This is a genomic window from Rhizobium etli 8C-3, assembly GCF_001908375.1.
Lineage (GTDB): Bacteria > Pseudomonadota > Alphaproteobacteria > Rhizobiales > Rhizobiaceae > Rhizobium > Rhizobium etli_B.
Genome location: NZ_CP017241.1, coordinates 663,726 through 676,722, shown reverse-complemented (window position 1 = coordinate 676,722; position 12,997 = coordinate 663,726). Strand labels below are relative to the sequence as shown.

Sequence of the window (12,997 nt, the reverse complement as noted above, 5' to 3'; positions counted from 1 at the left end):
TTGTGATTCTCTCGATATCGCAAACAACACTCCGTTCGGGCCAGCGCCATATAAGTACTTCTGCGCCACAATTCATATCTACTTCAAACATCGACGACCTTGTTCTGACTATCGAGAACAAATTCGCCTAAGCGGCGCGTCTCAAATGAATATGTATTTGCCGAGTAAGTTTTTTGGCTTCAGCAGGCGTACCGCCAAGCGATTGATCTTTAATTATGCAAAGAGCGACTTACGCACCCGCCTTGATCTGGCAAATAATCGATGCCCCATTCAATCATGTGCAAAATATGGCCCCGCGGCAGCTTTCGATAACAAGTCCGTGATCGGGCAAGCGGGTGGTTGAAAAGGTCAAGAATGGCCGGTCTCCCGGCCTTTCGTTCACGCGGCGTTGTCCACTGCCCATTTCCTGAGGATTTTTGCCGCGCGTTCCTCGTTGATCTCGACCATTCGCGCGAGCTTCCGCTCCGGGCCCTCCTTGACGCGGCGGTTGAAGTTTCCGTCGTCGTCGCCCAGGCTGAGCAGGTCTTCGGTGCTGTCGAAGCCGAAGTCCGAGCCGAACCCGTCCATGAGCGCGCCTCCGCCAGCCGCTCCGCCGGCCGGAGCGAAGTCAGGCAGTTCCAGGCCGACACTTTCTGAAGACGTGTCGCCGATGGTTCCCGCACCGCTGCTGCTGATGCTGCGCACCAGAGGCCGCACGCCCATCCAGACCACCACGAAGGCGACGCCCAGGAAGGCCAGCGAGTTGATGATGCCGGCCAGGTTGCGGCTGAGCATATCGATGACGCGAACGCCGCCGGCGGCATCTTCGAGAAGCTGGTTCTCGAGGAAGTCCATCGCCGTCACGGTGACGACGTCGCCGCGATCCGCACTGATACCGGCCGCTGAAGAAACGATCTTCTGCATCTCGGCTAGATAAGCATCGATCTTGGCCTGATCGACAGGTTCGCCAACCATCTGGGCGATACGACCCTTGTTGACGACAACGGCGATCGAGAGCTTCTCGATCTCGTAGCTGTTGCGCGTCGTGGCCGTCGTCTTGCTGTTGATCTCGTAGTTGGTCTGCTCTTCCTTCTTGTCCGACTTGTCCTGCGATTCCGGACTATTGCTGCCACCTTGCTCGGGTGCGGCCTGCGGAACATTCTGCTCGACGGTCGTTGCGTTATCGGACTGCTTCTGCTGCGACTGCGAGGCTTCCTTCGTCGTGCGCACGGAGCGCTCCACCTTTGATTCCGGATCGTAGACGGTTTCCTGAATCTGCTGCGCATCCGTGTTGAGATCGGCAGTCACGCTGGAGCGGAAATTGTCCATGCCGAGGAAGGGAGCCAGGGCCTTGTCGATATTCGATTCGACTTCCTGCTGGACGTTCTGGACGATGTTGAGCGAGCGGTTCAGCGAACTGTTGCTTGCCTCGTCGCCAGATGCGAGCAACTGGCCGGCGGAATCAAGAATCGTCACGTCATCGACATCAAGCCCAGGCACGGCCGAGGCGACGAGGTGGCGGATCGAGGTGGCGGCACTTCGGCCTGCCGCAGCGCTCGCCCGGATCATGACGGAGGCTGTCGGCTTCTGTTCCGCCTTACGGAAGTTTCCCACTTCCGGCATGACGATGTGGACGCGAGCGGCGGTGATGCCCGAGATGGACTGGATGGTGCGGCCAATTTCGCCTTCGAGCGCCCGCACGCGTGTGACTTCCTGCATGAAGGAGGTGAGGCCGAGTGAGCCGACATTGTCGAAGAGTTCGTAGCCTGCATTCGCGCTGTTGGGCAGGCCGCGCTCGGCAAGCAGCAGGCGGGCCTTGCCCGTCATGCCGGCAGGCACGGTAATGCTTGAGCCGTCCGAACCGACCTGGAAGCCGATATTGGCTTCCGCAAGGGCCATGCTGATCTGGTTGAGGTCAGGAGTATCAAGGCCGACATAGAGCGTTTCCTGCGCCGGCTTGTTAACGAAAAAGGCAGCAGCCAAGATAATTGCAATTGAAAAAACGCCAACGCCAGCGAGCGCCAACAAGCGTGTCCGCCCGAGCGAACCCAAGTTCTTAATGAGTTGAACTAATTGATTTAACAGATTCATTCTGTTCTCGCACGATCCGTCAAAGACAAAACAGGCTTATTGCCTCATTTGTTGATAGACGGCGAAACTTGTGCGAGCGTTTCGTCAGGGCAGTTCGGGAGCTTTCAAGTCAGAAGAAATCGAAGTCGCCGGCAGCCTTGCTGAGCGGTTGGGAATGGCCGTGGCGTGTGGCACCGCCGAGCGCTTTTTGCATTTCGGCAAGCTTGACCAGGCTGAGCGCGGTCGCGACGTCGACAGCCCAGCTCTGCGGAATTTCGCCGGTGATCGTGTCAATGAATTCAGCAAGACCGCGGGTTTTCTGGACGGCAAGATCGATGCCCTGCATGATCTTCATGCTGTCGGGCGAGTGCAGGACATCGGCGCCACCGATTTCGAGAAGCTGCGGCTCGATGCGCTCGATGAGATAGGCGACATCGTGCAGTTCGGAAACGATACGCATGAGGATGTCCGGAAGCGCTTCGACCGGCGAAGGCACCTCTATCGTTCCACTGAAAGTCATAGAAAAACCCTCGTCATCAGAAAAACTCGATACTTGTTTCGACCGGCTTTTGGGGGGCGACAGGTCGCTGTTCGAGAGCCACCGTCTTCTGCGTTTCAGCGCCGGTCAGCGGGTACTGGCGCGCGCGGCCCGAAACCGGCCAGTATTCCAGCTTGCGGCCGTGTTCGCCGCCGGTACTGGAACTGACGACCGGGATACCTTCATCCTTCAGGAACTGCATGGCGAAGGCAGCGTTCTGTTCGCCGACATTGGAGAACGTCGAGATCGTCTTTGCCCCGCCGAAAATCTTGGCTTCCAGGCGGTCGCGGCGCGCGCCCTGCTTCAGAAGGCCGTTGATCAGCAATTCCATCAGGTGAACGCCATAGCGCGTCGCGTCCCCGCCACTCATCGCCGTGTTGCCCGTGCCTGGGAGCAGAAAGTGGTTCATACCACCGACACCTGCCACGGGATCGCGCAGACAGGCAGCCACACACGAACCAAGAATGGTCGTCAAAACCGCGGTCGGATCATTCAGGACCTTCCATTCGCCTTGAATGATATGAACGCGGCGGGCTGCCGCCTCGACGTTCATTTCAGCGCTCCGAACACGGCTTCGATCGCCGCCTTCATCTTTTCGATGGTGAAGGGCTTGGCAAGCACGTTGTTGGCGCCGAGCTGGGCGGCCTTCTGCACGAGAGCACGATCTCCCTGAGCAGTCAGGATGATGAAGGCAGCCTTCTTGGTTGCAGGATTGGTGCGTACGGCCTGCAACAGACCGAGACCATCCATCTTCGGCATGTTGAAGTCCGAGATCACCAGATGATGCGGCTGTTGGGCCATGATCTTCATGCCCTGCTCGCCGTCGCCGGCAGCCGTGATCTGCTTGAAGCCGAGCTGGGTCAGCGCATCGCTGAGCAACAACCGGCTCGTGACCTGATCGTCGACGATCAGAACTTTGATTTTCTCCGCAATCGACATTATTCTGTTCCTTCCTTTCGGGCGGCTGTCATTTTCAGTATTTCTTCGCCGATGGCATTCAGTGGCAGCTGCTGCTCAACGGCACCGAGTTCATAGGCCACTCGCGGCATCCCATAGACGACGCAAGTCTTTTCGTTCTGTCCGAGAGTGCGTGCGCCGGCATGGCGCATCTTCAAGAGGCCAGCCGCACCATCGCGGCCCATGCCTGTCAGGATCACGCCGACCGCATTGCGTCCGGCAAGTTCGGCAACGGAATCGAAGAGAACGTCGACGGAGGGACGGTGGCCGTTTACCGGATCGCGCTCGACGAGACGGCAACAGGGTGCGGACGCATTCGCGACCTGTAAATGACGCTCTCCGCCTGGTGCCAGATAAATCTTACCAATCTCTAAACGTGCGCCATCCTTCGCTTCTTCAACGACCGGAGCACAGAGACGATTGAGGCGGTCGGCAAAGCTTTTCGTGAAGGCCGGCGGCATATGCTGGGTGATGACCGTCGGCGGGCAGTTGGCCGGGAACTTCTGCAGCACCGCGATCAGCGCTTCGACGCCGCCGGTCGACGAACCGATCGCAACGATCTTGCGGCCGACCCGGAAATCGGCGACCGATACCGGCGGAACCGGAACAGCTGGCGGCTGCACGAACTGGCGCTGCGTGCGCGCGGCAGCCTTGACCTTCTCGGCCAGATCGCCGAATGGACGCGGCTCGCCTGGGGCAGGCTTTCCGACGCAATCGAAGGCCCCGATCTCGAGCGCGGCGAGCGTGGCCTCGGCGCCGCGGTGGGTCATGGTGGAGACCATGATGACCGGCATGGGGCGAAGCCGCATGATCTTCTCGAGAAATTCCAAACCGTTCATGTTCGGCATCTCGATGTCGAGCGTGACGACATCGGGATTGAGCTTCTTGATCGCTTCGCGCGCTTCCAGCGCATCGCCCGCCTGGCCGATGACATTGACGTCCGGATCGGAACTCAGGACGGCGCTGATCAGCCCACGCATCGTGGGAGAGTCGTCAACGACGAGAACTCTTGCCGGTGCGCTCATCCCTTTCTCCCCAATCCGTTCGTGGTGTGGCGATAGGTGGTAACGCCGATATTGTCGAAGACGTGCTTTGCTTCGCCGGAAACGCGCTCAGAATGGCCGATGTAAAGATGTCCGCCTTCCGGCAGCAGTTCGGCAAAGCGCGACCAGATCTTCATCTGCGTCGGTTCGTCGAAGTAGATCACGACGTTGCGGCAGAAGATGACGTCGAACTTGCCCTTGAAGGGCCACTGCGCCATCAGGTTCAGCTCGTTGTAGGTGATCAGGCGCTTGAGGCGGTCATCGACCTGGAATTTGCGGCGCCCATCCATGTTGACTTCCGTGAACCACTGCTTGCGCATGGCCGGCGATACGGTTTCGAGAGCCGTCTCGTCGTAACAGCCGGCCCGAGCGAGATTCAGTATCTTCGGGTCGATGTCGGTCGCAAGAATCTTGAAATCGTAGTCGGCGACATTGGGCATCATCGAAAGCACCGTCAGCGCAATCGAATAGGGCTCCTGCCCGTCGGAAGATGCCGCCGACCAGATACGGACTCGCCCGCCCGTCTTGGCGCGACTGAGAAGCTCCGGCAGCACGTGGTCCCGCAGGTGCTCGAAGTGATGGTTCTCGCGGAAGAAGCGCGTGAAGTTGGTCGTCAGATGCGAAAGCATTTCGCGGCGCGGCGCAGCGCCCGAAGGCGAAGAAACCAGCGAGCAGTATTCGCGAAAACCTGAAAGGCCGAGATTGCGGATATGCTTGGAAAGACGCGAATAGACCAGCGAAGCCTTGGTCTCGTTCAGGAAAATCCCAGCATCCGAGTAGATCATCGCGGCGATTTCCATGAGGTCACGGCGCGTCAGCGGATATTCGCCGCTCGCCAGGACCTCTTCCGGGTTCCCCTGCCTGAGATCTTTTGCACTCGACGCATTCATGCAGCTTCGCTTTCGGTATCGGGAAACAGTGCTTCCAGTTCGACGAGGCAGATCATCCGCTTTTCGATCGCAAGAATGCCGCGGGCAAACTGGCGCTCTGTGTCGGAAGTAATTTCCGGAGTCGGTTGAATATTGTCATCGGTGACGGTGAGGATGTCCGAGACTGCGTCGACGAGCAGGCCGACGACCTTCCGCCGGACCTGCGCGACGATGATGACGTGACGTACCGACGGCTCGGCGGGCTTCATTCCGAGCCGTGCCGAAAGATCGATGATCGGCAGCACCGCGCCGCGCAGGTTGATGATGCCCTTCATGTCAGCCGGCGAATGCGGCATCGCCGTTGCCGGCGTCCAGCCGCGGATTTCGCGAACCGACATGATGTTGACGCAAAATTCCTGGTCGCCGATGCGGAACGCGATAAGCTCGCGATCCCCCTGGCTCAGATTTTTCACGGTATGCGACATGACCTATCCAGCTGCTGCCAACGACATTTCGGGTTTCAGTGCCTGGCCGCGCGAAGCGCCGACCACGGCATCGACATCGAGGATGAGCGCCACGCGCCCGTCGCCGAGGATCGTTGCCGCAGCGATGCCCGGTACATGCGTATAGTTCGCCTCAAGGCTCTTGATGACGACCTGACGCTGGCCCTGGATCGCATCGACCATAAGGGCGCGCTGACCGCCGCCTTCCGATTCGACGAGCAGTGCGACGCCTTCGACCGGGTTTGCCTGCGTTGCGCGGAAGTTCAGGATGCGGCCGACATCGACCAGCGGGCAGAAGCTGTTGCGGATCGAGATCAGGCGGTGGTTGGCCCCGAATGAATGGATGGCAGCAGCTTCCGGCTGCAGTGTCTCGACAATGGCGGTCAGCGGTACCACAAGCGTCTGGCCGGCGACCGTGACCACCATGCCGTCGAGGACGGCAAGCGTCAGCGGCAGGCTCATCGTGAAGACCGAGCCATGGCCCGGACGCGAGGTGATGTTGATGCGGCCGCCAAGGGCCTGGATCGAGCGCTTGACGACGTCCATGCCGACGCCGCGCCCCGAAATGTCGGAGATCTTGTCGGCCGTCGAGAAGCCGGGCAGGAAGATCAGGTTGTCGATTTCCTCGTCCGAAAGGTTGGCGTCGGCGGGGATCAGGTCGTTGTCGATTGCCTTCTGGCGAACCTTCTCGCGATTGATGCCGGCGCCGTCGTCGGCGAGCTCGATCAGGATGCGGCCCGAACGGTGCTTTGCCGTCAGACGAACCGTGCCTTCGGTATTCTTGCCGGCTGCCGCACGCTTCTCCGGCGTTTCGATGCCATGGTCGACCGCATTGCGGATCATGTGCGTCAGTGGTTCGGCCAGCTTGTCGATGACCGTCTTGTCGACTTCGGTGTTTTCACCTTCGGTGATCAGACGAATGGTCTTGCCGGTCATGTCGGCGATTTCGCGAACGATGCGCGACATACGCTGGAAGACCGGCTTAACCGGCTGCGCGCGGATCGCCATGACCGAATCCTGGATCTCGCGGGTGAGCTGTTGCAGCTCTTCGAGACCCATGTTGATGGACGAGGTGCCGGTCGTGTCGTTCTCGATGACACTCTGGGAGAGCATCGCCTGGTTGATGACAAGCTCGCCGACGAGATTGATCAGGCGGTCGACGCGATCAAGATCGACACGGATCGTCTGGCCGGCTGCGGCATTATTCTGGGCAGCGGCGGCAGCGCTTGCGGCAGCCGTAGCAGCAGCTTCCTTCTTTTCGACACGAGCTGCGGCGGCTGCCATCTGGGTGACGTTTGAGACCGTCTCGGCGGCGGCAACGGCAGCTGCAGCATCCGAATTCGGCTCCGTCGGTGCCTCGGCAGCACCCTCATCCAGGATCGAAAGGTCGAAGGGAACGGGGATCATCGGCAGTTCGTCGTTGGGCGACACAGAAGGTTCGGCCCCGACCTCCTTAACGCTCAGATCGCAATCCCATTCGGCGAACTCGAAAACCGCGTGGATGGCATCCTCTCCCTTGTCCGTCTTCAGCGTGATATTCCAGCTGAAATAGGCAGCCTCGGCATCGAGATCGTCGAGGCCCGGCAGATCGTCCATGTTGCAGTAGCTGCTCATCTCGCCCAGGCGGGAGAGATCGCGCAGCAGAAGCGTGGCGTCGTTGCCCTTCGAATAGAGGTCGGAGCGTGGCTTGAAGGCAATTTCATAGACGGGAATACCGGAACCGACCTCTTCCTCGTCGCCGAAATCGTCGAAGGAGAAGGGTATCGGCTGGAAGCCGCTGTCATCGGTTGCCTTAGGGGCCGGCGCCGCAGCCGCGAGGGCAGGCGCCACCTTTGCGGCAGGTTTCGGCGCCGGCACTTCAGCGGCTGTGGAAGGAGATGGCAGCTCTCCGTTCGCCAGCGCTTCCAGTTCCTTCACCAGACCCCGGCTGCGGCCCTCGTCGACGCTGCCGCCGTCGCGGGCGGCGTTGGTGAGGTCGGCAAGCACGTCAGCCGACTTCAGCATGACCTTCAGGACATCCTGTGACGGCTCAAGCCTGTTGGAACGAACGCAATCAAGTGTGGTCTCGAACACATGGGCGAAGGCGACGAGATCGTCCAGACCGAAGGCGCCGGCTCCGCCCTTGATCGAATGGACGGCACGGAACACCGCGTTGACGGTTTCCGGATCGCGATCGCCATCATTCATTTTCATGAGACCGGCTTCCAGTTCGGCGAGCTGTTCCTCGCATTCCTGGAAAAAGATCTCTTTGATTTCGTTCATATCCATAGGAGAGAATCCTGGGTTTAAGCGGTTACGCGCTCAATGGCATCGATCAGCTTGGCAGGGTCGAACGGCTTGACGATCCAGCCAGTGGCGCCGGCCTGGCGGGCGCGGTTCTTCTTTTCAGCGTCGCTTTCGGTCGTCAGCACCAGGATCGGGATCGCCCGATACTTCTCGTTGCGCCGAACTCCTTCGATGAAGCCGAAGCCGTCGAGGCGCGGCATGTTGATATCGGTCACGATGACGTCCGGGTTGGATTCTTCCAGGACTTCAAGGCCTTCAACGCCGTCTTCGGCCTGGATCGTCTCGAAGCCCGCATTGTTGAGCGTCACGAGAAGCATGTTTCGGATGGTCCGTGAATCGTCCACGGTAAGCACTTTTTTCTTCATTGCCGGATCTCCTTGGCAAGCAGGTGGTCGATGTCGACGCCAACCAGCTGCATGGTTTTGTGAAATGCGTCGGACGCTTTCGTGAAGGTGAACGAATGTTTGTCCTCGTTCCAGGTCTTCGCCGCAGCCATCAGAACCTGAGCGCACAGGCCGCCGAGGCGCTCAACGGCGGACGCATCGATCGAAAGATCGCTGCCACGCGCTGAGACAAGCTTGTCGCGCAAGGCCGAAGCCTCGTTGAGGTCAAGCACCGCTGCCAAATTCAGCGTCTTCCCACTCTTCTTTGCTGCCATCAGCTTTTCCTTGTCCCCTTGTCCCGTGCCTGCAAGAGTAAGGCGCGGTCATAATCCCATAGGTTAGTAGACATTCCGGCCGCCTCCGAAACTCGCAGCCGGACGGGAGAACCCGAAATCCTCCTCGTCGCATTGCTCGTCCAGCGTGGAGGGACGGGCCGCGGTTCCGATATTGCGTTGGCGCGAAGCGGCAAGCGGCGCGGCGTCGATGCGGGCGTTTTCCCGGGCGATGCGGAAGGAGCGTATTGTCTGCCCCAGTTCGAGGATCACCGCGTGCAGATGATCAGCGCCTTCGGCTGCGCGGTGGGCCGATGCCGCGCTGTCGGCAACCTGCCTGCCAAGCGCCTTGACGCCAGCTGTCACCGTGTCGAGGCTTGCGGCGTGTTCACCCGTCTGGCTTGCAATCGTCGAAATTGCCGCATTGATGCCGGTTACCTGCCGCACGATGTTGCCGATGGAATCCTGAGTGCGGCCGACCATCTGAACCCCGGCATCGACCTGTGCCTTGGTCGTCGTGACAAGGCTCTTGATTTCGCTGGCGGCTTCGGCAGAACGTTGCGCAAGCGCCCGCACCTCCTGCGCCACGACCGCAAAGCCGCGACCGGATTCGCCGGCACGCGCCGCCTCGATACCCGCGTTCAGCGCCAAAAGGTTCGTCTGGAAGGCGATCTCGTCGATTGCGCCAATGATCTGACCGATCTTTTCAGCGGACTGCTCGATATCCGCCATCGCACTGATGGCCTGGCCGACGACCAGACCGCTCTCTTCTGCCGCCGCGCGCGTGCAGGCCGCGGCCTTTTCCGCAGCGCGGCTTTCCGATGCGCCGTTGCGGACGCTTCCGGCGATTGCTTCGAGCGCTGCTGCCGATGTCATGAGTTGTTGTGAATGACCGGCAGCATCTTCCGAAGAGCCCTGCGAGGCAGCCGCGAGCGAACGGGTGGAGAGTTCGGCCTTTGCCGTGCGCTCGCTGATTGAGGCAAATTCGGCCTGAAGATTGTCGAGCGCCGCATTGAGTGCACCGGCGATATCGGCGTAGGCTTCGTCACCCCCGGTGGCTGCGCGCACCGTCAGGTCTCGGGCTGCGAGGCCGTCGACCACGTCACCCAAAATCCGCGCGACCTGCGCCTTGTCGTCTTCACGCTGCTCGGCAAGCGCGCGCTGCTGGGAGGCACGAAGTGCATTGAAGCGCAGCGAAACGGCGATTTCGACATCGACCATGACGAGACGGATGATGGCTGTCATCATCTGCGAAATTTCTCGCGCGCGCCGCTTGGCGCCCGGCAGTAGCGGCTTGCCTGCCAGCTCGCCTGCGAGACCGGAAACGATATGCTCCAGCATGACGCCATGGCCGGCCACGTGCCAGCGCGGATCGAGCCCCATCTTGCTTTGGCTGTCGGAAAGAACCTTGACGCGCTCTGCATAGAGGCTGTCGAAACGCGCATCAGTCAGCACGTCCCAGTGCGAGGACTGAAGATCGTGCAGGCGATCGAGCTGACGCTCATTCTGGAAATTGCAGGCTGCGTCGGGGAAGGTTTGGAAGCGCTGGAACAGGTCGCGAAGACCGCTCTTCAACCGGGCTTCGAGCATCGGCCGGTGACGGCGCACCGCCTCGCATTGCGCGGCATCGAGACCGGCAAAGCGCAGACGATCGCGAAGGCTTCCTGCCTGCGCGCCCTTGGCCTGATCTGATGGCATGTCCTGCCCCAATGCCTATCCCCAACCAAATTCCGGACAAGGTCCGGTGAAAAACTGTTGTGCTTCATCCGATGAGCGCATTTCAGGGAAACGGCCTGTGCCGCCAACGGCGCAAACCGCAGGGCGCAAGTATCCCGATCAGCAAATCTGTTTCGGAAAAGAGATGGATACCGGATCGAGCCGGTACGGCGGGACGGCTTCATGCCTGGTGGGAACGAGCAAACATCTTCCCATTCCGACGTGTCTTGCAATGTTTATGGTTAATTCCTTGCTTGAAGGTTAATAGGCGTTTTAGCAAACCGCCCCTTCCAAGCATTTCGAGCACGTTCAATGAAATAGTCCAGCGCAGTTGCAGGCGCGCTACAAGTCCCGCGCAAGCTCTGTGATATATCCGACACCTCAGACATGACATGATGTCGTTAAGGATAGAGCAATGATTGTTCTTGGACTGGGTTCCTGCCTCATCGCGATCGCCACGCTCGCCGCCGTCGCCCTGCTCGACCGGATCGAGGCCAATCGCGACAGCCTCATCCTGCGCGTGCTCTAAAAAGAGTTGGCGCCTGCGGCATAGTGGGCATTCTTCCGCCGCCCAGTTGGCAGCTCTCTTCCTCTGATGTATCGCAGGCGCCTTGAGCTCAGCGGAAGTTGTTCATGACTGCCAGAACCGGCCTCTTCATCATTCTCGCCGTCACCTTGTGGCGCATTGTGATGCTGCAATTCGACACGACGGATTTCTTCGTCGACGAGGCGCAATACTGGTTCTGGTCGCAGAACCTCGACTTCGGCTATTATTCGAAGCCACCGATGATTGCCTGGTTCATCCGGTTAATGACGGAAATTGCCGGCTCGACCGACATCTTCTGGGTGCGACTGTGCGGGCCTCTCGTGCATATGGCCACGGCCTTGCTGCTGATGCAGTTCGCAAAGCGCGTTGCCGGTCCAAAAATCGAAGGCTGGACCGGTGTCATCTATATCACGATGCCTGCCGTTGCGCTCTCCTCCGTCTTCTTCTCCACCGATGTCATCCTTCTGTTTTTCATGACAATCGGCCTCTGGGCCTATTTCAGGCTGACCGAGAACCGCTCAGGCGCACTTGCGCTCGTCATGGGTGTCGCCTTCGGCTGCGCCTTCCTGTCGAAATACGCGATCCTTTTTATCGTTCCCGGCGGGCTGATCGGGCTGCTTATAGTTCCGGCCGCACGGATCGCCTGGCGCGATTTCTTCATTTCGGTCGCCGCCGCCCTTGCCGTTGCTTCACCAAACCTGTGGTGGAACGTCACCCACGACGCGACCACGGTGCGCCACACCGAAGACATCGCAAAGTGGGACCAGATGCAGCTGAATCTTGGCGGCGCGCTTGAATTCTTCGCCGCACAGTTCGGGGTCGTCGGGCCGATCATCTTCTTGGCGATGCTTTGGGCGACGTTGCGCATGATCAAAGGCCAGAGCGGCGAGAAGGAAAAGCTCCTCATCTGGCTCTCCATGCCCGTCGTCCTTTTGATCACCCTGCAGGCCTTTGTCGCCAAGGCCGAGGCAAATTGGGGCGTTCCGGCCTATGTCGCCGGCACCGTCCTCGCCGTCTGGGTGCTCACGCAGCTATGGCCGAAGGGACTTCACATTTCACTCATCGTCGGCGCCGTTGCGAGCTTCCTCTTTCCACTTGCGACGATCTTTGCGCATCAATTGATACTTCCGGGCGGCAATGAAGCGATGAAGCGCTACCTCGGCCGCAGCGAAATCAGCCGAAAAGCCGGTGTACTGGCCAAGCAGGCCGGACTTGGAATCGTCGTCACCGACAATCGCGATTTTGTCGCCGACATGTTCCATACGCTCAGGAACGAACCGCTCAAGATCTATTCGCGTCCGCCCGCAGGTTTCCCGGCCAATTACTACGAGCAGAACTTCGCACTGCCGGCCGATGTGCAGGAGCAGGTTCTTTTCGTCACGCGCAACGAACTGACCTGCGCAGCCGCGGCGCCAGAACTGGTCAAAAGCTGGGAGCCGGCCGACGGCTACTATCGCGGCAGGACGATCAATGCATACAAGGCGCCTGCCAGCTGCCTTAGACCGCAAAGCTAGAGACTGCCCGCCGGAGGAAGGCAAAGCCCTATGCCTGCTCCTTCGATTTCAACGAAGCGAACACCGCCCTTCTCGAAGGCCAGGCGTAGCTGCGCCTCGGTGGCGCGATGGATTTCATGGTTCAGCCCTTCGTAGTCGCGTATCGTACTGCGCGAAACCGAGGCCTTGGCGGCAAGTTCGGCCTGCGTCCAATCGAGCAATCCGCGTGCCGCCCGGCATAAAGCGGGCGTGAGAATAGTCTCCCTGGCGCCTTGACCCATGATCTCAATCCACCCATATTGGCCAATATAAGCCATATATGTCACTTTTTACGTAGGAAT

Annotated in this window: 13 protein-coding genes; 1 reads left to right on the top strand and 12 read right to left on the bottom strand. The window is 59.8% G+C overall.

The features are described 5' to 3' along the window. Positions 1-378 precede the first annotated feature (378 nt). The 11 genes from fliF to AM571_RS03400 form a co-directional block, all read right to left on the bottom strand. The gene (gene fliF, locus AM571_RS03450; protein WP_074060192.1) at positions 379-2,070 is read right to left on the bottom strand and encodes a flagellar basal-body MS-ring/collar protein FliF; all 1,692 of its coding nucleotides are present in this window, start codon (positions 2,068-2,070) and stop codon (positions 379-381) included. Positions 2,071-2,179: 109 nt separating this feature from the next. Beyond that, on the bottom strand, positions 2,180-2,569 hold the full coding sequence (cheT, locus tag AM571_RS03445) for a chemotaxis protein CheT (protein WP_074060191.1): 390 nt from the start codon (positions 2,567-2,569) through the stop codon (positions 2,180-2,182). 16 nt (positions 2,570-2,585) lie between these two features. After that, entirely contained in the window at positions 2,586-3,140 is a 555-nt protein-coding gene (gene cheD / locus AM571_RS03440; protein ID WP_074060190.1) for a chemoreceptor glutamine deamidase CheD, read from the bottom strand. Then, positions 3,137-3,526 carry a response regulator gene (locus AM571_RS03435; RefSeq protein WP_022718672.1) on the bottom strand — a complete coding sequence of 130 codons (390 nt, stop codon included), beginning with the start codon at positions 3,524-3,526 and terminating at the stop codon, positions 3,137-3,139. The genes cheD and AM571_RS03435 overlap by 4 nt, the downstream gene beginning before the upstream one ends. After that, the gene (gene cheB, locus AM571_RS03430; protein WP_074060189.1) at positions 3,526-4,569 is read right to left on the bottom strand and encodes a protein-glutamate O-methylesterase CheB; all 1,044 of its coding nucleotides are present in this window, start codon (positions 4,567-4,569) and stop codon (positions 3,526-3,528) included. Before cheB ends, AM571_RS03435 begins: the two co-directional genes overlap by 1 nt. Next, on the bottom strand, positions 4,566-5,477 hold the full coding sequence (cheR, locus tag AM571_RS03425) for a protein-glutamate O-methyltransferase CheR (protein ID WP_074060188.1): 912 nt from the start codon (positions 5,475-5,477) through the stop codon (positions 4,566-4,568). Before cheR ends, cheB begins: the two co-directional genes overlap by 4 nt. Beyond that, complete coding sequence (locus tag AM571_RS03420) at positions 5,474-5,941, bottom strand: chemotaxis protein CheW (RefSeq protein ID WP_074060187.1); 468 nt, start codon at positions 5,939-5,941, stop codon at positions 5,474-5,476. Before AM571_RS03420 ends, cheR begins: the two co-directional genes overlap by 4 nt. Positions 5,942-5,944: 3 nt before the next feature. Next, entirely contained in the window at positions 5,945-8,227 is a 2,283-nt protein-coding gene (locus tag AM571_RS03415) for a chemotaxis protein CheA (RefSeq protein ID WP_074060186.1), read from the bottom strand. 17 nt (positions 8,228-8,244) lie between these two features. After that, positions 8,245-8,610: a chemotaxis response regulator CheY1 gene (cheY1, locus tag AM571_RS03410; RefSeq protein WP_003570362.1), complete on the bottom strand. Its 366-nt coding sequence runs from the start codon at positions 8,608-8,610 to the stop codon at positions 8,245-8,247. Continuing rightward, positions 8,607-8,903, bottom strand: a complete 297-nt coding sequence (locus AM571_RS03405; protein WP_074060185.1) for an STAS domain-containing protein — start codon at positions 8,901-8,903, stop codon at positions 8,607-8,609. The genes cheY1 and AM571_RS03405 overlap by 4 nt, the downstream gene beginning before the upstream one ends. A gap of 63 nt (positions 8,904-8,966) precedes the next feature. Next, a complete protein-coding gene (locus AM571_RS03400) occupies positions 8,967-10,598 on the bottom strand; it encodes a globin-coupled sensor protein (RefSeq protein ID WP_074060184.1) in 1,632 nt (543 codons plus the stop codon). 651 nt (positions 10,599-11,249) lie between these two features. On the opposite strand from AM571_RS03400, the gene AM571_RS03395 reads away from it, so the two are divergent. Next, on the top strand, positions 11,250-12,677 hold the full coding sequence (locus tag AM571_RS03395) for an ArnT family glycosyltransferase (protein WP_074060183.1): 1,428 nt from the start codon (positions 11,250-11,252) through the stop codon (positions 12,675-12,677). Here AM571_RS03395 and AM571_RS03390 read toward each other — a convergent pair. Then, positions 12,674-12,982 carry a helix-turn-helix domain-containing protein gene (locus tag AM571_RS03390; RefSeq protein ID WP_074060182.1) on the bottom strand — a complete coding sequence of 103 codons (309 nt, stop codon included), beginning with the start codon at positions 12,980-12,982 and terminating at the stop codon, positions 12,674-12,676. The two genes, AM571_RS03395 and AM571_RS03390, sit on opposite strands and share 4 nt — an antisense overlap. Positions 12,983-12,997 lie beyond the last annotated feature (15 nt).